General features: G+C 61.8%; 17 protein-coding genes and 2 tRNA genes. 9 read left to right on the top strand and 10 right to left on the bottom strand.

Translation table 11 applies throughout. The features are described 5' to 3' along the window. Positions 1–140: 140 nt before the first annotated feature. A complete protein-coding gene (gene dbpA, locus RO069_RS00675) occupies positions 141–1,517 on the bottom strand; it encodes an ATP-dependent RNA helicase DbpA (RefSeq protein WP_328184602.1) in 1,377 nt (458 codons plus the stop codon). Between the two features lie 99 nt (positions 1,518–1,616). Here dbpA and RO069_RS00670 point away from each other — a divergent pair, with 99 nt between their 5' ends. Further along, entirely contained in the window at positions 1,617–2,156 is a 540-nt protein-coding gene (locus tag RO069_RS00670) for a DUF2058 domain-containing protein (RefSeq protein ID WP_328184601.1), read from the top strand. 45 nt (positions 2,157–2,201) lie between these two features. Here RO069_RS00670 and RO069_RS00665 read toward each other — a convergent pair whose 3' ends face one another. The 7 genes from RO069_RS00665 to alaS all read right to left on the bottom strand — a co-directional run bounded on the left by RO069_RS00665 (position 2,202) and on the right by alaS (position 10,914). Next, positions 2,202–3,641 (bottom strand): alpha/beta hydrolase, encoded by a 1,440-nt coding sequence (locus tag RO069_RS00665; protein WP_328184599.1) that lies wholly within the window; start codon positions 3,639–3,641, stop codon positions 2,202–2,204. 276 nt (positions 3,642–3,917) lie between these two features. After that, positions 3,918–5,351 carry an alpha/beta hydrolase gene (locus RO069_RS00660; protein WP_328184598.1) on the bottom strand — a complete coding sequence of 478 codons (1,434 nt, stop codon included), beginning with the start codon at positions 5,349–5,351 and terminating at the stop codon, positions 3,918–3,920. A 451-nt stretch (positions 5,352–5,802) separates the two neighbouring features. Further along, a tRNA-Arg gene (locus RO069_RS00655) sits at positions 5,803–5,879 on the bottom strand. Positions 5,880–6,233: 354 nt separating this feature from the next. After that, positions 6,234–6,323, bottom strand: a tRNA-Ser gene (locus RO069_RS00650). Between the two features lie 168 nt (positions 6,324–6,491). Then, positions 6,492–6,692 carry a carbon storage regulator CsrA gene (csrA, locus tag RO069_RS00645; RefSeq protein WP_328184596.1) on the bottom strand — a complete coding sequence of 67 codons (201 nt, stop codon included), beginning with the start codon at positions 6,690–6,692 and terminating at the stop codon, positions 6,492–6,494. A gap of 186 nt (positions 6,693–6,878) precedes the next feature. Beyond that, entirely contained in the window at positions 6,879–8,111 is a 1,233-nt protein-coding gene (locus RO069_RS00640; protein ID WP_328184595.1) for an aspartate kinase, read from the bottom strand. 172 nt (positions 8,112–8,283) lie between these two features. After that, positions 8,284–10,914 (bottom strand): alanine--tRNA ligase, encoded by a 2,631-nt coding sequence (gene alaS, locus RO069_RS00635; protein WP_328184594.1) that lies wholly within the window; start codon positions 10,912–10,914, stop codon positions 8,284–8,286. Positions 10,915–11,055: 141 nt separating this feature from the next. Between alaS and RO069_RS00630 the strand changes: the two genes are divergently transcribed. Continuing rightward, entirely contained in the window at positions 11,056–11,586 is a 531-nt protein-coding gene (locus RO069_RS00630) for an RDD family protein (RefSeq protein ID WP_328184592.1), read from the top strand. Positions 11,587–11,602: 16 nt separating this feature from the next. Here RO069_RS00630 and lptG read toward each other — a convergent pair whose 3' ends face one another. Then, on the bottom strand, positions 11,603–12,664 hold the full coding sequence (gene lptG / locus RO069_RS00625; protein WP_328184590.1) for an LPS export ABC transporter permease LptG: 1,062 nt from the start codon (positions 12,662–12,664) through the stop codon (positions 11,603–11,605). Beyond that, positions 12,651–13,760 carry an LPS export ABC transporter permease LptF gene (gene lptF, locus RO069_RS00620; RefSeq protein WP_328184589.1) on the bottom strand — a complete coding sequence of 370 codons (1,110 nt, stop codon included), beginning with the start codon at positions 13,758–13,760 and terminating at the stop codon, positions 12,651–12,653. The genes lptG and lptF overlap by 14 nt, the downstream gene beginning before the upstream one ends. A 241-nt stretch (positions 13,761–14,001) precedes the next feature. Between lptF and RO069_RS00615 the strand changes: the two genes are divergently transcribed. From RO069_RS00615 to RO069_RS00585, 7 genes are all read left to right on the top strand, one after another. Beyond that, positions 14,002–15,495, top strand: coding sequence for a leucyl aminopeptidase (locus RO069_RS00615; protein ID WP_328184588.1), 1,494 nt, complete (start codon positions 14,002–14,004; stop codon positions 15,493–15,495). Beyond that, positions 15,482–15,964 (top strand): DNA polymerase III subunit chi, encoded by a 483-nt coding sequence (locus tag RO069_RS00610; RefSeq protein ID WP_328184586.1) that lies wholly within the window; start codon positions 15,482–15,484, stop codon positions 15,962–15,964. The genes RO069_RS00615 and RO069_RS00610 overlap by 14 nt, the downstream gene beginning before the upstream one ends. Positions 15,965–16,206: 242 nt before the next feature. Beyond that, positions 16,207–16,656, top strand: a complete 450-nt coding sequence (locus RO069_RS00605; RefSeq protein ID WP_328184584.1) for a hypothetical protein — start codon at positions 16,207–16,209, stop codon at positions 16,654–16,656. A gap of 12 nt (positions 16,657–16,668) precedes the next feature. After that, complete coding sequence (locus RO069_RS00600; RefSeq protein WP_328184583.1) at positions 16,669–17,493, top strand: hypothetical protein; 825 nt, start codon at positions 16,669–16,671, stop codon at positions 17,491–17,493. 20 nt (positions 17,494–17,513) lie between these two features. Next, the gene (locus tag RO069_RS00595) at positions 17,514–18,170 is read left to right on the top strand and encodes a COG1470 family protein (protein WP_328184581.1); all 657 of its coding nucleotides are present in this window, start codon (positions 17,514–17,516) and stop codon (positions 18,168–18,170) included. Then, entirely contained in the window at positions 18,167–19,126 is a 960-nt protein-coding gene (locus RO069_RS00590) for an alpha/beta fold hydrolase (RefSeq protein WP_328184580.1), read from the top strand. Before RO069_RS00595 ends, RO069_RS00590 begins: the two co-directional genes overlap by 4 nt. After that, the gene (locus tag RO069_RS00585; RefSeq protein WP_328184579.1) at positions 19,123–20,811 is read left to right on the top strand and encodes a GMC family oxidoreductase; all 1,689 of its coding nucleotides are present in this window, start codon (positions 19,123–19,125) and stop codon (positions 20,809–20,811) included. Before RO069_RS00590 ends, RO069_RS00585 begins: the two co-directional genes overlap by 4 nt. Positions 20,812–20,817: the final 6 nt, after the last annotated feature.

The following is a 20,817-nucleotide window of genomic DNA, read 5'->3' as shown; positions in this document are numbered from 1 at the left end:
TGCGTAATTTACCGTTTTATTCCTGACAGGGCAACTTGGTTATTGGCCGGAAACCCGCATTTTTCCAGCACTTCACATCTTGCAATTGGCATTACCACGTATTACCCCTTCATGGCAAAAAGGGCCTTTTCAGGCCGCTTTCAAACCATCCGCACACGGAACTTTCTGCCCTTGACACGGCCGTCTTCAAGCCGCCTTAGCGCTGTCTTTGCAACCCCGGACTCAACGGCCACGAAACTCTGAAACGGATCGATATGGATCTTTCCGACCACCTTCCCGGGCAACCCGGCCTCCCCTGTCAAAGCCCCCAGGATATCCCCGGGGCGCACCTTGTCCTTTTTTCCGCCGGACAGACAGAGCGTCACATACCGGGGTTGGATCGGTGCGAGGGGTACGGCCAGCAACCCGTCCACTGACAAGGGTTCGATGGTTTCTCCAACAGACCGCTCCAACTGGGTGATCTTGTACGCCCTGGCAGGTGTAAAAAAGGTGACGGCCAGCCCCTGCCGACCGGCACGCCCCGTCCGCCCGATGCGATGGGTGTGGGTTTCCGGCGACCGTGCGGGCTCGAGATTCACCACCAGCGGCAGGTCATCGATATCCAGCCCACGGGCCGCCACATCGGTGGCCACCAGAACCGTGCAGCTCTGATTGGCGAAAAGGGTCAGCACCAGGTCCCGCTCCTTCTGCTCCAGATCTCCGTGCAGCGATCGGGCACTGAAACCGCTACGGGTCAATGACGAAGCCACCGTGTCACAATCCTGCCTGGTGGCACAGAACACCAGACAGCCGGAAGGCTGTTCCCTGGACAGCAGTCCCATAAGGGCTTCCGGCTCCTGACCCGGTGACAGCTCGTAGAACTGCTGCTGGAGGGTGGCTGTCGACTCTTCACCTCCACTGACCGTCACACTGATCGGGTCTTGCTGATACCGACTGCTTAATTGACGTATCGCGTCCGGCCAGGTGGCCGAGAACAGCAGCGTCTGACGATTCTCGGGGCAATGGGAGGCAATGGATTCCACCGATTCCTGGAAACCCATGTCCAGCATTCGATCCGCTTCATCCAGCACCAGCATGCTCAACCGGTCGAGCGAGAGCGTGCCCTTGCGAAGATGGTCCTGCACTCGCCCCGGGGTACCCACCACGATATGGGCACCATGGCTGAGTGAACCTATCTGCGGACCGATTGGCGTGCCACCGCACAGGGTCAGAACCTTGATGTTGTGATAGGCCCGCGCCAGCTCCCGAAGTGCCTTGGCCACCTGATCCGCCAGTTCCCGGGTGGGACATAACACCAGAGCCTGCACCGCAAACTGCTTGGGGTTGAGCCGCTCAACCATTCCGATACCGAAGGCAGCGGTTTTGCCCGATCCGGTGCGGGCCATGGCGATCACGTCCCGACCTTCCAGCACCACCGGGATGGCCTCCTGCTGTACCGGCGTCGGGGATTCGAAGCCAAGCGTTGTCAGGTTGTCGAGCATGGCGCTGGACAGGCCAGGTATCTGGAATCTAGTCATGGGAGGTCCGGAAAGGAGAATGGAGGTTACGACAAGGGTCGTCAGACGCTTATAATACCGGAAACCGTCGTCAATTCAGAATCGCCCACGGAACCAAGCATGCCATCACTTCAGGATCAATTACTTAAAGCCGGCCTGGCAGACGAGAAGAAACTCAAGGCCCACCAGAAGGAAAAAAAGAAGCAGCGCAAGCAACAACCGAAAGGCGCCGTTCAGACGGATGAAACCAAGCTCCGCGCCCAGCAGGCCCGGGAAGAAAAGGCCGAGCGGGATCGCGAGCTGAACCGCCAGCGCAACGAAGAGGCTCGCCGCAAGGCCATTGCTGCCCAGATCCGCCAGCTTGTGGACACCAACCGCCTGGACCGCAGCCGTTGCGACACCGACTACCAGTTCGTTCACGGCAAGAAGATCAAGAAGATCCTGGTGGACGGCACCATGACCGATCAGCTCTCACGGGGCCGGCTGGCGGTGGTTTTCGTCAATGACCACTATGAAGTGGTGCCGGAGCCGGTGGCCCGCAAGATCATGGAGCGGGATGAAGCCGCTGTGGTGGTCCTGCATGAGCGCACGCAGCAGGCGGAGCAGGATGAGGACGACCCTTACGCGGGCTACGAGATTCCGGACGACCTGATGTGGTGACAGCCACCCCGCGCCTTCCCTGGCACGGGGCCGGCTTACCGGTTGTTACTCCCCGCTACAGGCAGGCAAGTTATCCCGCCCGACCGATAGCGCGTTGTTGGTGAACTGGCAGCCGTAGTCCGGATCGGCCACCACCTTCGGATCCAGCACCTTGTCGCCGCCGGGCTTGGGACCACCGTTGACCCAGGTCAGCCAGTCGATGGTCGCGGTGGCAATCTCGGTACCCGAGAAGTCACAGTGACTGGGCGCCCGGATCGCGCGCTGCACCAGCAGATCACCGTTACCACGTATTTCCGCCCGCTTGCGATAAAGTTGCTGGTGCTTAAACGGCACGTAGAAGTCCCCCAGGGTATGCATGGTCAACACCGGCACATCGAAATTGCCCTTCACCAGGGGCAGCCAGCGCACACCATCGCTGCGAATGGGGTTCGCCAGGAAGTCGGCACGCTCCCGGTCAACCTGCCGGTTGAAGCGCCACTCGTCCCAAGTCATACGGTGACCATCGGTCCAGCGGTAGATACGCCAGGTGTTGTCATAGACGTTCCGTGACAGGATGCCATTCAGCGTGCCATCGGATCCCCCCGTGCCCAGCACCGCATACTGCAGTCCGCCAACGCGGAAGCCATATTCGAAGATCGGACGTTCACCACCGGTCAGTTCCTCGGCGATGCGGAAGAGCCTGTCGCCCGCTTCACCTTTCGGCTCCCAGGCATTCTCCCCGTCCACGGCAACGAAAAGCTCGTCAAGGATCAGTGGCAACAGTTCCTGGAACTGGTCCTGGGGATAGTCGCCATAACCCGCCAGCTCCTGGGCCACCCGGGTGTAGTCTCCCAGCCAGTCAAACTGGTTCTGTTCCGCCTGACACAACGGCATCGCCCCCTCATACCGGACCGGATAACGGGCTGTGTACAGGGTTTCCTTCTCCACCGCCACGGCGGCGGTGTGGCCGCCCATGGATCCGCCGGCGATCAGGTACTGCTGCACGTCCCCATAGTCGACACCCCAGTCCTGCTCCAGGTAATCCGTCACCTCCAGGGCAAGCTTGTTGGTGTCCTCCAGTGCGGCACGCACGTCGTAGTAGTTCGCGGAGTAGGATGAGGCCGCCCAGGCATACCCGGCGCCCAGGGCGACATTACGGAAGGGGACGCTGGGAACCACCCGTCCCAGGGTCTCGCCCTCACCCCCGTAACCACGGGCCCACATGATCAGGCCGCCATTCCAGTCCTCGGGAACTTCCACGGTATAGGCGGCCTCCCCCTGGATACCTTCATAGCGCCCCCAGTGCCGGCTGCCATTGATAACCGCCTCGGACAGCCCGGCGGCCGACGCATCAAAAGACAGGGGATCAGCCACGATAAATTCACGGCTATCATGATCACGGACCTGTTCAGGCCATTCCCACCAGATAGCATTGGCTGAGGTGGACACCCCCAGCAGGACAGCGCTCAGGCCCAGGGCGGCCAGCGCGAATCGTTTGTTGTTCAAGGTAACCTCCACTTTCCTTTTGTTGTTATAGGTCGGACCAAAGCACGCCCGACGAATATGCCATTTTGTGAGGCACGTCTAAGTAAAGGGGAGGGATGATCGTTCAGCTAATACGCCACACTCTTCTTTTAACACCATTTTGCATTTCGAGTATCTTTGGCGGCAGACTAGCAAGCGGATGTTTCAGGAAGGTTGGTCGGAGCCTCCGACGGGACGGGAGGGGTACGGATGCAGGCACTCACCGTGCCCGCATCCGTACCTCAGAGGGCAGTTTGATCAGGAACAGGCCGGGAGGCCCAGAGAATCCCGCCCCTGGGTGCCGTCATCAACGGTATGGTCGCAGCCGTACTCTGGATCGGCAACTACCGCCGGATCCAGCACCTCGTCACCATCAGGCTTGGCACCACCATTAACCCAGGTCAGCCAGTCCACCAGTGCGGTACTGATCTCCGTACCGGTGAAATCACAATGACTGGGCGCCCGGATGGCACGCTGAACCAGCATGCCATCGGCACCATTTTCGATGGCGCGCTCGCGATACAGTTGCTGGTGCCTGAACGGCACGTAGAAGTCACCCAGGGTGTGCATGGTCAGTACCGGAACGTCGAAATCACCCTGAACCAGCGGAATCCACCGGACACCATCGTCCCGAAGTGGATTCACGCCAGTGTCGGCACTAATCCGTGGGATCTGGCTATTGAAGTTTTCTTCATCCACCGACATGGGATCACTGTCTGTCCAGCGGTACTCCCGTCCGGTGTTGTCATAGATATTCCGGGCCAGGATGCCAGTGACGTCACCGCTGCTGCCACCGGTTCCCAGCACCGCGCCCTGTAGCGCCGGATTCGGGAAACCGAAATCATAGAAGATCGGGCGCTCTCCACCTGTCAGATTCATGGCGATCTGCTTGACCCTTTCACCATTCTGGTTGGCTGGTACCCAGGTGATGTTACCACTACCATCCGTCTCGAACAGGTTCACCAACATGCTTGGCAGAAGGTCCTGGAAATCTTCGTAGGGCTCATCGCCATACCCGGACAACTCCTGAATGACCCGGGGATAATCGCCCAGCCATTGGAACTGGTTCTGCTCCGCCTGACAGAATGGAGCCGCCCCCTGGTAATCCACCGGATAAGCCGTACGCTCCATGTTTTCACGATCGACCGCCGCCGCAGCCGTGTGTCCGCCCAGGGAATACCCGGATATCAGGATCTGCTGGGGATCGTCATAGGCGTTGCCGAAATCCGCCTCAATGTAGTCCATCACCTCCAGCGCCAGCTTATTGGTATCCTCAATCGCCGCACGCACATCGTAGTAGTTGGCGGAATAGGATGAAGCCGCCCAGGCATAACCAGCCGCCAGCACTGTCGCCCGCCAGGCGGCGTCCGGAACAGACACATCCAGGGTTTCGCCCGTTCCGCGATAGCCGTGGGTGTACATAATCAACCCATGGCCATTCCAGCCGTCGGGAATCTCGGCTGCGTAGACAGCCGGCCCCTGGAGGCCCTCATAGGTACCGTAGTAGGCTGACGCCGAGGGTGACGCTGAAAACGAGATATCGGCTGCGGGAGCAAACTCACGGGAGTCATGGGTTCGTGTGACTTCAGAGTCATCACCACCACTGCTGCCGCTGCCGCCGCCGCAGGCCGCCAGCATGGACGTGGTCAACAACGCAGCAGTAATCGCAAACCCAAGTTTGTTTTTGTTCAAGGTAAACCTCCGACTTTTATTGTTGTATCTTGGCCGACAAGAAATTCCGCCATGCGGAATATCATTTTGTACAACCAGAGGTTATTAGAAGGGAGGAAAGAACGTTCCGCGAACACACGAGATACATATGTATGCGCGCTATAGGTTTCTTGTGTCACTTTTGATGATAATTTGCATTCCAGTAACAAACGGGGTGTTTGTGCCGCACTACGAAAAACGCCTCAGCCAGAGGGGGACTCCAGACTGAGGCGCTCTTATATAAATGGCGCGGCTGGGAGGATTACGCGGGCCTGTGGCCCTTCCCCTTCGGGGCCGTCGTCGCTTCGCTCCGACGTTCCTCCGTGCGCTGGGCGCACTCCGGTCGAACCTCTATCGGTTCAAATCCTCCCAGTACACTACGAAAAACGCCTCAGCCAGAGGGGGACTCCAGACTGAGGCGTTTCCATATAAGTGGCGCGGCTGGGAGGATTCGAACCTCCGACCGCCTGGTTCGTAGCCAGGTACTCTATCCAGCTGAGCTACAGCCGCGCATCAAAACCATTACTATGGCATAACCCTCATTGGAGGATTATTCGGGCCTTCGGCCCTCACCCCCTTCGGGGGCCGTCGTCGCTTTGCTCCGACGTTCCTTCGCGTGCTTCGCCCGCTCGGTCGAACCTCCGACCGCCTGGTTCGTAGCCAGGTACTTTATCCAGCCGGCCGGCGAACCGGGGAGCTACAGCCGCGCATCTAAACTCTTAAGCTTTCGGTCGAATCCTCGACCGTCTGGTTCGTAGCCAGGTGCTTTAGCCGGCCGGCGCTCCGGGGAGCTAAAGCCGCGCATTGGTTGATTACTATCTCAACCTGTCACCAGTTTTTCTTCTTTATATATAGAAGAAGAAATGGCGGAGAGGGAGGGATTCGAACCCTCGGTACGATTGCTCGTACGGCTCCTTAGCAGGGAGCTGGTTTCAGCCACTCACCCACCTCTCCGTGACAACGGCGCGTATACTACCATAATTTTTCTGTTTTCATAGGGTTGACACCGAATTTTTCTGGGCGCCAGTGCCATCCCCTCAATCCATAACGAAAAAACCGCCACGGCCCGTCGCCATGGCGGTTTCTTGACAATACCGGCCATTATTCGACCGGTTCCGTCATTCAGTGATTGCCGGGCTCGGGGCCTTCCGGATCACCCTTTTCACTTTGGATACGCTGGTAGATTTCTTCACGGTGTACGGCCACTTCTTTCGGCGCGTTCACACCAATACGTACCTGGTTTCCTTTCACACCCAGTACGGTGACCGTTACTTCGTCACCGACCATCAGGGTTTCGCCTACGCGGCGGGTCAAGATCAACATGTCCTTTACTCCCTATTCCAGAGCTACCTGTTCCGACTTGAACAATTAGTTACCAATTTATATTGGGATGTACCTGACCAAAAGTCGCACAATCCCTTACAGGCAATGGTGTGACGACTCAAGGACAGGTTTGGTTCCCTTTCTTATAGCGAGACCCTGGCGGACCGACCTGTTTATCCGCCTTTTTCAGGCCTCTGTCCCGGCTGATTGCAGATCAAACGCGCTGTGAAGCGCCCTCACTGCCAGCTCAAGATACTTTTCGTCGATCACCACCGACACCTTGATTTCAGAGGTGGAGATCATACGGATATTGATGCCTTCGTTGGACAGCGCCTCAAACATGCGGGTCGCGACCCCGGCGTGGGAACGCATACCCACGCCCACAATGCTGACCTTGGCAATCCTGTCGTCGCCGCTCACTTCCCGGGCGCCCAGTTCCCTGGCCAGTTTTTCCAGGATTTCGCGGGTGCGACGGTAATCGTTGCGGTGAACGGTGAACGTGAAGTCGGTATGGTTATCGGCCCCCACGTTCTGGACGATCATGTCCACTTCGATGTTCGCATCGCTGACCGGCTTGAGAATACGAAGCGCGATGCCCGGCGTATCAGGCACGCCCGCCATGGTCAGCTTGGCTTCGTCTCGGTTAAATGCAATTCCTGAAACAACCGGTTGCTCCATGGCGCTGTCATCCTCAAAGGTAATCAGGGTGCCCTCGCCCTCTTGAAAAGAAGATAGCACCCGTAACGGAACATTGTACTTGCCGGCAAATTCCACGGCCCTGATCTGCAATACCTTGGAGCCAAGGCTCGCCATTTCAAGCATTTCCTCGAAGGTAATGCGATCCAGGCGACGGGCGGAATCCACCACCCTCGGATCCGTCGTGTAAACACCGTCCACATCGGTGTAGATCTGGCATTCGTCGGCCTTCAGTGCCGCCGCCAGGGCCACGGCCGTGGTGTCCGAACCACCCCGCCCCAGGGTGGTGATGTTGCCCTGCTCGTCGACCCCCTGGAAACCGGCCACCACCACGACGCGCCCCTTGTCCAGGTCACCACGCATGTTGCGCTCGTCGATGTCCTGAATACGGGCCTTGGTGTGGGCGCTATCCGTGAGGATCCGCACCTGGGATCCGGTGTAGGAGCGGGCATCGCACCCCTGCTTCTGCAGGGCCATGGACAGCAGGGCAATGGTAACCTGCTCTCCGGTGGACACCAGCACATCCATCTCGCGGGGCGTGGGCTCCTCCATGATGTCATTGGCCAGGGCGATCAGGCGGTTGGTCTCGCCGCTCATGGCGGACACCACCACCACAATGTCGTGCCCCTGGTTACGGAACCGGCAGACCTTCTCCGCAACCGCCTCAATCCGCTCGACGGAGCCGACGGATGTACCTCCGAATTTCTGAACCAGAAGAGCCATGTCCTTCCCTAATATCCGGTCAGGGATACCAAGCGGCCCGACCCAGCTGTCTGCCGGTATCGGGCCGCCCCAAAGGCCGGGCGCGTCAGCACCCGTTCCGAAAAAACCGCAGAATTATACACTCGGTTAAAAGCGGAATAACAGCCGCGGAGAAGCGATTTCACATTTGGCGTCAGCCGGCGTTTTCCTCGACCCAGCCCGCAACACCCTCAAGGGCGGCCGGTAGCGCATCGGGATTGTTGCCACCACCCTGGGCCATATCGGGGCGACCGCCCCCCTTGCCGTCCACCTGGCCGGCGAGGTGTTTCATCAGGTCACCGGCCTTGATGCGGGAGGTGGCGGACTTGGTGACACCCGCCACCAGGGTAATCTTGCCGTCCTCCACACTGGCCAGCACCACAACGCCCTCACCCAGCTTGTTCTTGAGCTGGTCGGCGGTCTCCATCAGTGACTTGCGGTCGGCTCCATCGAGCCGGGCGGCCACCACCTTCAGGCCCTTGACGTCCACCGCCGAGCCTGCAAGATCGGCACCGGCGGAACTGGCCAGCTTGCCCTTCAACTGCTCCACTTCCTTTTCCAGCTGACGACTGCGGTCAATCACCGCCTGGACTTTCTCCACCACGGTCTCACGGCTGCCACGGACCAGCTTGCCCACCCGGTCGAGGGTGTCTTCGGTCTCGGTGATCCAGCGCAGGGCGCCGAAACCGGTTACCGCCTCGATACGCCGCACGCCGGCGGAGATACCGCTTTCCGAGGTGATGCGGAACAGGCCAATATCGCCGGTACGGGCCACATGGGTGCCACCACACAGCTCGATGGAGTAGTCGTCGGCACCCATGCTCAGCACCCGCACGGTGTCGCCATATTTTTCGTCAAACAGGGCGATGGCGCCCTTCTCCTTCGCACTCTCCATGTCCATCAGGTCGGTCTGGACGGGGGTGTTGGCCAGGATCTGTTCGTTGACCTGGCGCTCAATCTCCCGCAATTGCTCGTCCGTGACCGGCTCGAAGTGGGAAAAGTCGAAGCGCAGCTTGTCCGGGTCCACCAGCGACCCCTTCTGGCTCACGTGCTCACCCAGTACGTTACGCAGGGCGGCATTCATCAGGTGGGTGGCGGAGTGGTTCTTCTTGGTGTCCTCGCGACGCTTGTGATCAATGCGGGCGTCCACTTCCTGCCCGGCGGTGAAATCACCCTCCACCACGGTGCCGATGTGCAGGTGATTATCCCCTTCCTTGCGGGTATCGTTGACCTGGAAGCGGCCACCGCTCCAGGTCAGCAGGCCGGTGTCCCCCACCTGGCCACCGGATTCGGCGTAGAAGGGGGTGCGTTCCAGCACGATCACCGCCTCGTCGCCGGCCTCGGCCGGTTTTTCCTCGCCATCCACCAGCACGGTGCGGATGGTCTCGTGGCCGTCGATGCGCTCGTAGCCGGTAAACTCGGTCTTGCCTTCCAGCTTGATGCCGGCGGTGTTGTAATCGATGCCGAACTTGCTGGCGGCGCGGGCCCGTTCCCGCTGCTGCTCCATGGCCTTCTCGTAGCCTTCATAGTCCAGCGTGAGGCCCCGCTCACGGGCGATATCATTGGTCAGGTCCACCGGGAAGCCAAAGGTGTCGTACAGGGTGAAGATGGTCTCACCGGGGATTTCGCCACCCTTCAGGTCGGCGATGTCCTGCTCCAGCAGACGGAGGCCCTTGTCCAGGGTCTTGGCGAACTGCTCCTCTTCCTGCTGCAGTACCTTTTCAATCTGCTTCTGGCTGCTGCGCAGTTGCGGATAGGCATCGCCCATCAGGCCCACGAGCGCAGCCACCAGTTTGTGGAAGAAGGCATCCCTGGCGCCCAGCTTGTTGCCGTGGCGAGCCGCGCGACGGATGATGCGACGCAGCACGAAACCCCGGCCTTCGTTGGAGGGCATGACCCCATCGGCAATCAGGAAGGCGCAGGAGCGGATGTGGTCCGCCACCACTCGCAGGGAGGCCTCGGTGGTGTCGACGCCACCCAGCACATCGGACGCTGCCTTCAGCAGGTCCTGGAACAGGTCGATTTCGTAGTTGCTGTGCACGCCCTGCAACACTGCGGTGATACGCTCCAGGCCCATGCCGGTGTCCACGGACGGCTTGGGCAGCGGCAGCATGTCGCCATTTGCCTGGCGGTTGTACTGCATGAACACCACGTTCCAGATCTCAATGTAGCGGTCGCCGTCCTCTTCCGGGCTGCCGGGAGGGCCACCAGCCACATCCGGGCCATGGTCGTAGAAGATTTCCGTGCAGGGACCACAGGGGCCGGTGTCACCCATCTGCCAGAAGTTGTCGGAAGCGTAACGGGCGCCTTTGTTGTCGCCGATACGCACAATGCGGTCAGCGGGCACGCCAATCTCTTTGTTCCAGATATCGTAGGCTTCATCGTCATCCGCGTAGACGGTGACCCAGAGCTTTTCGGTGGGCAGTTTCAGCCACTGCTCACCGGTCAGGAAGGTCCAGGCAAAGTTGATGGCCTCGCGCTTGAAGTAGTCGCCGAAACTGAAGTTGCCCAGCATCTCGAAGAAGGTATGGTGCCGCGCGGTATAACCCACGTTCTCCAGGTCGTTGTGCTTGCCGCCGGCCCGCACACATTTCTGGGAGGTGGTGGCACGAACGTAATCCCGCTCCTCGCGGCCCAGGAAGACGTCCTTGAACTGATTCATGCCCGCATTGGTAAACAGCAGGGTGGGATCATCATGGGGCACCAGCGAACTGCTCGGAACAATGGTATGTCCCTGCTGTTCGAAATACTTGAGAAACGCCTGACGCAACTCTGCGGTTTTCATAGACCTTTGATACCTTTCCAGAAACCCGGCGGAATGCCCGCCAGGGCCGCGTTTAATAAGGAATAATTACATGGGTGTGCAAATCCGCTACTCTAGCACACGCCGAAATCAGGAAAAACGTGAAACCACACAGGAGCCCCAATGCCCCGACGCTTCCACGACGCCGAGGAACTGCTTCCCCCCGCCACCGCGCTCAAACGTGCCCTGGCCATCGTCTACGACGGCCTGATCTGCATTGCCGTGCTGCTGGTCGCCACCTGGGCCTACACCATGATGGCCGGCTGGATCACCGGCTGGGACCGGTACGAACAGATGGCGGAAGCCGGTCAGCTCTCGGGTGACCCGGGCCTCACCTTTGTCCTGTTCCTGGTACTTTACCTGTTCTTTGCCTATTTCTGGACACGCATCGGCCAGACCCTGGGCATGCAGGTCTGGCGTGTCCGTATTGAAAACCTTGATGGTACGTCGGTGAGCTGGACCCAGGCCTTGCTGAGGTACGTCACGGCGGCGGCGGCCATTTTCGTCGCCATGCTGGCCGGTCGCTATATCGGAGCGGTCACGCTGTTGCTGACCATCCCCTTGCTGGTGTCGCTGTTCTATCCCATCAACGGTCTGTCCCTGACGGACCGGGCCTCCAACAGCGTGGTGGTCGCGCTTCCCAAGGAGAAATAAAGGCGGCAAGGCCTGATCAGCCTGCCCGCCGCATGAGCCAGGCGCCGATCAGGCCGTTGATCACGATGGGAATCAGGATGGCGAGGATGGGGTTGAATCCGAACACCAGGCTCATGGGCCCCAACAGATCCTGCATGTACTTGAACAGCAACCCGACGATCAGCCCGGTAAACACCCGGAAGCCCATGGTGACCGACCGCAGCGGACCGAAGATGAACGAGATGGCCACGATGACCATCACCGCCGTGCCCACCGGCATCAGCACCTTCTTCCAGAACGCCAGCCAGTACTGGCCGGACGTCAGGCCCTGCTGGTCCAGGTAGCGGGCGTAGGTAAACAGGCCACCCAGGGGCAGGTTCTCCGGCTTGACCACCAGCACACTGAGCACCTCCGGCGTCAGCCCGCTGTCCCACCGTTCCTGATCCACCCTTTCCTGCCGGGTACCGTCCCGTGACAGGAAGGTCCTGCGCACATCCTGCAGCAGCCAGTGATCGCCCTGATAGGTCGCGGATGCCGCATAGCTGGCCGATACCAGCCAACGGTCATCATTGAATCGGAACAGGGCAACCCCGTTCAGGTCGCCGTCCGGCCGCACCGCGTTGAGGTGGATAAAGGTATCCCCTTCCCTGTGCCAGACACCACTGGCATCAGCGATATTGCCGGAGCCGCCCCGGGCCACCGCCTTCTGGCTCTGGGCCATCCGCTCGGCCGGGGGCGCCACGTACTCGCCGATCACCACGCCGATCAGCACAATAATCAGTGCCGGCTTCATGGCAGACCAGACAATACGGCGAATGGAGACACCGGCCGCGCGGATCACCGTCAACTCGGAGGAACTGGCCATGGCGCCCAACCCCACCAGGCAGCCCATGAACGCCCCCAGGGGCAGGTAGTCATAGATACGCCGGGGCAGCGTCAGCAGCATGTACAGGGCCGCCTCCATGGCCTGGTAGTCGTTGCGGGTGTCGTCCAGTTCCGCGATATAGCCAAACACCAGGTCCAGGGACAGCACCACCAGCATGACCAGGAACATGGCCCCGCCGACATTCCCCATGATGTACCGGTCAAGCCTGCGCACGGGCACCTCCTTCCCGCTCAAGCCGCCGGCGGCGGAGCCAGGCGGGGCCGAACTGCAGCCACAGGCCCAGGGCCAGGAACAGCACATGCACCCAGGCCATGCCGATCCATTCAGGCACCCTGCCGGACGCCAGGGCATCCCGGGCCACGATGAGCAGCCCCAGGTAGAGGATGTAGATCATCATCGCCGGTAACAGGTGGAAAAAGCGCCCCTGCCTCGGATTGACACGGCTCAGGCGCACGGCAAGCAGGGTCACCACCGGAACAATCAGCGGCAGCGAGAAACGCCAGTGCAGCAGGGCCCTCAGTTCCGGGTCGTCGGACGCCATCAGTTGCGCGGTACTCATCCCCTCTTCATCCTCGCCACCCCGGACATCCTGCTCGGCCACCTTCAGGCCATAGGCCTGGAACTCTGTGATGGCGTAGTCCAGCTCACCGGGCAGCCCCTGGAAACGCGCCCCGTCCTGCAGTACCAGGAAGCGACTTCCGGTGTCCTCGTCCACGAACTGGGAACCCTCCTCGGCCACCACCAGGCTCAACTGCTGGTCGGCCTCCGAGTACTCCGCAATAAACACCCCCTGGAGTTTCCGCTTGTCGTCGCTGAGGGCTTCGGTGTAGGTCACCCTGCCCCCGGACTCCAGGGTCTGGAACCGCCCCGGGGCCAGCATCTCGAACTCCGTCACCTGACTCTGCTCGTGGAAGATCCGGTCCACATTCTTCATGCCCCAGGGGGTGACCCAAAGGCTCATGGCGCCCACCACCAGCATCACCACCAGTGCCGCGACCAGGGTATGACCCAGGACCTGGCGGTCACTGACCCCACAGGCGAACAGCACGGTCATCTCGCTTTCCAGGTACATGCGGCCATAGGCGAGCAGGATGCCGATAAAGAACCCCAGGGGCAGGATCAGTTCGAGGAAACCGGGGAACCGGTAGGCCATGATGGCAAACAGCACGTCCCCGGCCAGTTCGCCGGCGGCGGCCTCGGCCAGGTACTTGATGAACCGGCCACTCATGAACACCAGCAGCAGCACACCGGAGACGGCGAGCATGGTGATCAGGGTCTGTCGGGTCAGATAACGGAAGATGATGCTCAACAATGGCCTCGCAAAGGGCAGTCACCGGCATAGTGGAATGCGGGCTATTCTATGGAACCTGATCATCAAATGACAGGGTATAAACCATATTCGCCAAACCGCAAAGTGCTTGATAAATCGGGAACAGACCCCGATGCTATAGGGATAACTCTGATACTTCGGGAGCACCTGAATACCCCTCTGCCTGTTCGGGCAAGGCGTTATTCGGAGAGTCCCTTGCCGACAACCTTCAGGAGTCGCCATGAATTTCACGCTCAGCAGCAAAGCCATCAGCAGTGCCAAAACCGATTGTCTGGTCGTCGCCGTTCCCGAGAAAGGCGAATGGCCCGCCTCCACCACCCAGGCCGACGAGGTCATGGGCGGGCAGCTCAAGGCCCTGCACAAGAATGGTGACATTACCGGCAAGACCGCCAGTACCCTGCTGATCCCCACCGCAGACACACCATGGAACCGTGTACTGGTCGTGGGCACCGGCCCCAACACCGGTCGCAAGCCGGCGGACTACCGCAAGGCCCTGATTGCCATGGCGGGTGTCCTCAAGGATGGCGCCGCCAAGAATGCGGTTATCGCCCTGGCCGACACCCCCCTTATCGGTGAAGCCGCCACCACCTCCGAGGGCGCGAAGCTGAACCTGATTGGCCGCACCCTGGAAGAGCAGTTCTACACCTTCTTCGATTTCAAGAGTGAGAAGCCCCCCAAGCGCAAGCTCACCAAGGTGACCGTACTGGCCTCCGGTGCCGGCAAGGCCCTCAAGGACGCCTTCAACCTGGGGCTGGCCACCGGTCGCGGCATGAACTTCACCCGCGACCTGGGCAACACCCCGGCCAACGTCTGTCACCCGAGCTGGCTGGCCGACCGGGCAAAGGAGCTGGCCAAGGACAACGAAGTCATCAAGACCGAAATCCTGGACGAAAAGCAGATGCAGAAGCTGGGCATGAACAGCCTGCTGTCCGTCTCCGCCGGCAGCGCCCAGCCCGCCCGCCTGATTGTCATGGAATACCGGGGCGGCAAGGCCAAGGACAAACCCTACGTGCTGGTCGGCAAGGGCATCACCTTTGATACCGGTGGTATCAGCCTGAAGCCCGGCGAAGGCATGGACGAGATGAAATACGACATGGGCGGCGCCGCCGCGGTGTTCGGTACCATGAAGACCATTGCCGAGACCAGGCCGAAGATCAACGTGGTGGCCGTGGTGGCCGCCGCCGAAAACATGCCCAGCGGCACCGCCACCCGCCCGGGCGATATCGTCACCTCCATGTCCGGGCAGACCATCGAGATCCTGAACACCGACGCCGAGGGCCGGCTGGTGCTGTGCGATGCCCTCACCTACGTCAAGAAGTACGATCCGGAAGTGGTGGTGGACATGGCCACTCTTACCGGCGCCTGCATCATCGCCCTGGGCAGCCATGCCACCGGCCTGTTGGCCAACAACGACGCCCTGGCGGACGACCTGCTGGCCGCTGGTGAACGCTCCGGTGACCGGGCCTGGCGCCTGCCCCTGTGGGACGAATACCAGAGCCAGCTGGACAGCAATTTCGCCGATATGCAGAACATCGGCGGCCGGCCCGCCGGCACCATCACTGCTGGCTGCTTCCTGTCCCGGTTCGCCAGGGACTATCGCTGGGCGCACCTGGACATCGCCGGTACCGCCTGGCTCTCCGGCAAAGCCAAAGGCTCCACCGGCCGTCCCGTTCCGTTGCTGGTCGACTACCTGATGTCCAATGCCGGAAAGTAACGCCCCGTCCGAAGCCGGCAGCAATGGGAACCGATCCTACTGGTTCCATATCCTGGCCGGTGCCAGCCCGGCGGACCGCAATCTCCACGCGGTCCGCCTGGTGGACAAGGCCTGGCAACAGGGGGATCGGGTCTGCATCGCCTGCGACCAGTACGGCCACGCCGAGGAGCTGGACGACCTGTTGTGGAACTTCGGCCCGGACGCCTTTATTCCCCACAGTATTGTGCCGGATTCCACCACCCGCTGCCCCGACCCGGTGGGCATCCTGCTGTGCGAGCCGGCGGCGGATGACTGGGACACGGTGATCCTGCTGTCCGAACGCCTGCCGGCGGATGCCGATCGCTTCCGGCGCCTGGCCCTGGTGGCCCACAACGACGCCGGTGCCCTGCGCCAGGCACGCTCCCAGTTCAAACAGCTCCGCGCCCTGGGCATTGAGCCACGGGTCCATGACCAGAGAAACCCTCGATAACCTTCAGGCACCATTCCCTTGCCTGCCGGTTGATATGTACACTCCACTTCCTCTTGCTTGCATCCTGCATCTGTTGCAGAATTCAAGTTAGGTAAAAAGGATGTTACGAACCCTCTCCTGACGTTTTTACCCTGCTTACTGAAGACTCCTGCAATTCGCTGTAGGCCCTGCCGTCGTAGCCTGATTCCGGAGCCATGCTGTTTCAGTATGTCTGTCTCAAGGTCGCGCCCGGGAGGCACGCCATGGCTGGCAAACTGAGCAATATCCGCATCAAGGAGTTACCGGAAGTGAACCTTGACCTGGACCTCTTCGGACAGGTCGGGGTGGGACTCACCCAGCTTCCGGACATCCACGTCGGGGTCACCGAGTTACCGGACATCAACCTCAACCTTGAGGTACGGGAACTGCCGACGCTGAACCTCAACAGCGACAGTGACATCCGCACCGACAGCAAGGTTGAAACCAGCAGTGTGCTGAACAGCACCAGCAAGGTGGACCTGGAACTGCGGGTAGCCGAGTTGCCCCGTATCGATCTCCAGTTGGGCTTCCGACCCATGCGCTTCCACCTGCCCCTGAACTTCCGGTTCTGCGTCACCCTGTTTGGCTGCCGGCTGTTCGAATTCCAGGCCTGCGGCGAGGCCATGGTGGTCAGCGAGGATTACCACCCCCTGGAATCGGAACAGTGCCGGTAGGAGGATGCCATCATGAGACCCGCTTTCACTGGCAACCCCGGCGTCGACTGGCAACTTGCCGAAGACACCTACCGGTTCTCCGGGCCACCGGAGGACTGCTCGGGGCAGCTCACCTTCGTCAACCTGTCACAACAGCGGATCCGGATCAGACGCCTGGAAGCCGTGGCGCCTTCCCGGACCCGCAAGGGGGTCGGCAAACTCAGGACCACGGAACTGCGTGTCCGGGCCAACCTGGCTCCTGACAGCCGGGGCACTGCCACGGCCCAACTGAAACTGCCCCCGTCGACGCCCCCGGGGCATTACCTGGCCCACATGGTGATTGGCGATCGCAAGGTGGTACTGGACATCCATGTAACGCCCTTCCGGCTACTGGAACCGGAGCCGGAGGAACTGGAGCTGGTGGGAACGGCGGGCGAGACCATCGCCTTCACCCTGGCCGTCACCAACGCCGGCAATGTGCCCATTGAACTACAACGGATCGCGCCGGTCTGGCTCACCGAGGACGACTGGACCGAGAGAATCCTCGTGTCCACCCTGCAGGAAACCGGTGAGTCCGATGATTTTGCCGCCTTCTCCCAACGACTGCTCGACAACGCCCGCCGGGATATTCCCGGTCCGGTCCAACTCACGGTAACCCCGGCCCCGGAACTGACCCTGGCCCCCGGCCAGACCATCGACCTGAAGCTGTCACTGACCCTTCCGGACAACCTCCGGACCGGTCGTGAGTACACCGGGTTCATCCGCATCAACGGGGAACGGGTGGAGCTGGAGGTGTACTGCAATGGCCCGCCGGCCCGGGAACGGACGCCGGAGACTGCCGGCGCAACCAATGAGTGAAAGACATCAAGGAGAGAGTCATGCAAACCGAACATTGTGCCCCGGCCCCCCGGGCGGAAACCGGCGCCTACCTGCCCTCGCCCCTCAGCCTCCTGCTGCTGCCACCCAGGCTGCTGTTTGCCACCCTGGACAGCGGCGCCGGCGTGATCCGCAGGACCTTCGATGGCAGCTATGAAAAGTACGACGCCGCCCTGTGCAAGGTCTGCAACGGCGTGCACCGGGAAGCCTGCTGCGATATTCCGGAAACCAGCTGCCCGGTTCCCTGCCACATCCGTTGGCGGGGTTGTGTGGGCAACAGCTTCCGATACGAACTCCAGATCACCAACCGCACCCGGGTGGAGCGGGAATTCACCCTCACCCCCGAACCCTTTCCGGTCACCGGCGAAACGGTCACCGTGTCGCCGGACAAAAAGACCCTGGGGCCGGACGAGTCCGCCACCGTGGTGGTCAGCTTCACCAATCCCGAAGCCATGGCCGGCGGCTGCTACCAGTCACGCATCAAACTGGTCGGCGCCTATGAGGAGCACATCCTGGTCAGCCTGGAGGTCAGGGCCAGGCAGTGCTGTCAGTGCCATATCGAACAGGGGGAGATGCCAAAGAAGGTCCGGGCCCACCATTGGTACCACCACTTCCAGTGCACCCAGGACTGCTTTCCGCCAGCCGGGGACCGGCCATGAGCGGCCACATCGAACACCGGCGCGTCACCATTAACGGCACCTCCCTGCACGTGGCCGTGTCGCAACCTGTAAAAGCGCCGGAGGATTACATCTCCAACGCCCGGGCTCAGGTACTGTGTATCCATGGTTTTCCGGAAGGCTGGCTGAGCTGGCGCCCGCTGATGCGCCTGATGCCGGACGTGGCCTTCTTCGCCCCGGATATGCGCGGTTATCCCCGTTCCGCCGGTCCCCGGGACGGCTACGATGTGTTTACCCTGACCGACGATATCGACCAGTTGATCGACAGCCTGGGCCTGGAGCGGCCCATCCTGCTCACCCACGACTGGGGCGGGGCCCTGGGCTGGCTCTACGGCCACCGTTTTTCGGACCGTATCAGCCACCTCATGGTGGTCAACTGCACCCACCCCCGGACCCTGGTGCGTGCGGTGTTCCGGCTGCAGGATTTCCAGGCCTTCCGGATTCCCTGGGTGTTGCCCTTCCAGGTGCCCTGGCTACCGGAGCACCTGATCGCCAACCCCGTCGGGCGCAAGCTGCTTGAGCTGTCCTTCACCCTGCGGGAAGGCTCCGCCGGGAGTATGGACCATGACCTGACCCGGGAGATCGTGCGTCGGTTCGACACCGCCGGCGACATGCGGGGCGCCATCGAGTACTACCGCTATTTCGTGCGCACCCTGCTGTTCCCGGACAGCCGGCGGAAACTGGCGGAACTCTACCGCACGCCAATCCGGGTTCCCGTGACATTGATATGGGGACTGGAGGACGGCGCCCTGTCCGCCAGGGTTGCCCGGGAAAGCCACCGGGATGCGGGCTGTCCCGTGGACTGGCGCCCACTGCCGGGCATCGGCCATTTCGTCGACCTGGAGGCACCGGAACTGCTGGCCCGGGAACTGGACCGGGTCCTGGAGGCCCGGGGACAGCCCCCGGCGACATCCGCGCCACGGCATGAAGCGGCATGACCACAGGGAGACTGGCCATGGAAACGGACTATGACGCCATTGTTATCGGCTCCGGCTTCGGAGGGGCCATCACCGCCTGCCGGCTCGCCCAGGCAGGCCATTCGGTCTGTATCCTGGAAAAGGGCGGGCGCTGGCCGGTGTCGTCGTTTCCCCGCTCGCCCGGTGAGGTCAGCCGGGATGCCTTCGTCCGCCCCGGGGCAACTTACCCGGGACGCGGGTTTATCGAGTACCTGACCTTCCGCAATATGGATGTGGTCCAGGGCACCGGGGTGGGTGGCGGCTCGCTGCACTACTTCAACGTACACATCCGGCCGCCGGCGGATATCCTGGACGGTCCCGCCTGGCCCAGGGGGCTTTCCCTGCGCAAGCTGCGCCCCTATTTCCGACTTGCCGCCGGAATGCTGGCAGCCAACACCCTGGAACAGGAGCGGGAGCACGAGATCCCTCCCCGCACTCATGCGTTCGAGGACGCCGTTGACAGTATCGGCCTCAAGCCCCGACGCGTGCCCGTCTGCGTGCACCTGGACCCGGGGTCGGACCAGACCTGCCGCTACTGCGGCAACTGCCTGCTGGGCTGTCATGTGGGTGCCAAGAACACCCTGGACAGGAACTACATCCCCCTGGCGGAACACCATGGTGCCCGGGTTCTGGCCCATCACAAAGCCCTGAACATTACCCCCGTGGCCAGCGGTTACCGGGTCACCTGCCAGGACCTGTCGGCCGCACCGGCACAGCCGGCGGGGGACGCCCTGAGGGAGCTGACCGGCCGTCGGGTCATTGTCGCGGCGGGCACCCTGGGCACCAACGAGTTGCTACTGCGGTGCAAGTACCGCTACCGCACCCTGCCCCAACTGTCCGACCGCTTGGGGCATGGGTACTCCGGCAACGGCGACTTCCTGTTTGCCGGCACCCGCTACCGGGACCGGGTCGTCGACCCGGGACGGGGGCCCAGCATTACCGCCGGCGTGGGTTTCCGGGACCGGTCGGACCAGTACATTTTTATCGAGGACCTGGGGTACCCGGACCCCTTCATCTGGTACCTCAATGGCATCCTGCCGACGCCGGGGCGCCCGGGACGGGCACTGCAGCACGCCCGCCGCTACCTGAGCGATGCCACCGGCGGACGGTTGCGTTTCGGCATTGGCGAGCTGCTGGACGACGGCGCCGCCACCCGGTTCCTGCCCTACCTGGGCATGGGGACCGACGCCGCCGACGGGCGCCTGGCCCTCAACCGCCGGGGCGAGCTGGAACTGCACTGGTCCAGTCGCCGCAGCCTGCCCATGTTCACCGATATGATCCGGCACATGAAGGAGCTGAGCTACCGCTCGGGCGGGCAGTTCGTGAACAGCTTCCAGTGGCGAACGCCCCTGTTCCGGCTGCCACTGCGCAAGAGCCTGACCGCGCACCCGCTGGGGGGCTGCGCCATGTCCGACACCCCCAGGGATGGCGTTACCAATGACAGCGGCGAGGTCTGGGGCTACCCCGGCCTCTATGTGGCGGACGGCGCCCTGTTACCCGGCCCCCTGGGGGTCAACCCGTCCGCCACCATCAGTGCCCTGGCCGAACGGGTGACCTTCCGGCTGCTCCACCAGCGGGAACTGCGGGATCGGGACGAGATGACACCGGCCAATGCCCCGCCCGGAGAACCCCACGCCGACCGGGTAACGGAACCGGCCACGGCCTGACCGGCC

The organism is Marinobacter sp. OP 3.4 (assembly GCF_036224885.1).
Classification (GTDB): Bacteria; Pseudomonadota; Gammaproteobacteria; order Pseudomonadales; family Oleiphilaceae; genus Marinobacter.
The sequence above is the reverse complement of the archived record's forward strand: the minus strand, read 5'-3'. Positions and strand labels throughout refer to the sequence as shown.

Coding starts and splice junctions, on each gene's coding strand:
- dbpA (WP_328184602.1), bottom strand. CDS start 1,517: ATGACTAGATTCCAGATACCTGGCCTGTCCAGCGCCATGCTCGACAAC.
- RO069_RS00670 (WP_328184601.1), top strand. CDS start 1,617: ATGCCATCACTTCAGGATCAATTACTTAAAGCCGGCCTGGCAGACGAG.
- csrA (WP_328184596.1), bottom strand. CDS start 6,692: ATGTTGATCTTGACCCGCCGCGTAGGCGAAACCCTGATGGTCGGTGAC.
- RO069_RS00640 (WP_328184595.1), bottom strand. CDS start 8,111: ATGGCTCTTCTGGTTCAGAAATTCGGAGGTACATCCGTCGGCTCCGTC.
- alaS (WP_328184594.1), bottom strand. CDS start 10,914: ATGAAAACCGCAGAGTTGCGTCAGGCGTTTCTCAAGTATTTCGAACAG.
- RO069_RS00630 (WP_328184592.1), top strand. CDS start 11,056: ATGCCCCGACGCTTCCACGACGCCGAGGAACTGCTTCCCCCCGCCACC.
- RO069_RS00615 (WP_328184588.1), top strand. CDS start 14,002: ATGAATTTCACGCTCAGCAGCAAAGCCATCAGCAGTGCCAAAACCGAT.
- RO069_RS00610 (WP_328184586.1), top strand. CDS start 15,482: ATGCCGGAAAGTAACGCCCCGTCCGAAGCCGGCAGCAATGGGAACCGA.
- RO069_RS00605 (WP_328184584.1), top strand. CDS start 16,207: ATGGCTGGCAAACTGAGCAATATCCGCATCAAGGAGTTACCGGAAGTG.
- RO069_RS00600 (WP_328184583.1), top strand. CDS start 16,669: ATGAGACCCGCTTTCACTGGCAACCCCGGCGTCGACTGGCAACTTGCC.
- RO069_RS00595 (WP_328184581.1), top strand. CDS start 17,514: ATGCAAACCGAACATTGTGCCCCGGCCCCCCGGGCGGAAACCGGCGCC.
- RO069_RS00590 (WP_328184580.1), top strand. CDS start 18,167: ATGAGCGGCCACATCGAACACCGGCGCGTCACCATTAACGGCACCTCC.
- RO069_RS00585 (WP_328184579.1), top strand. CDS start 19,123: ATGACCACAGGGAGACTGGCCATGGAAACGGACTATGACGCCATTGTT.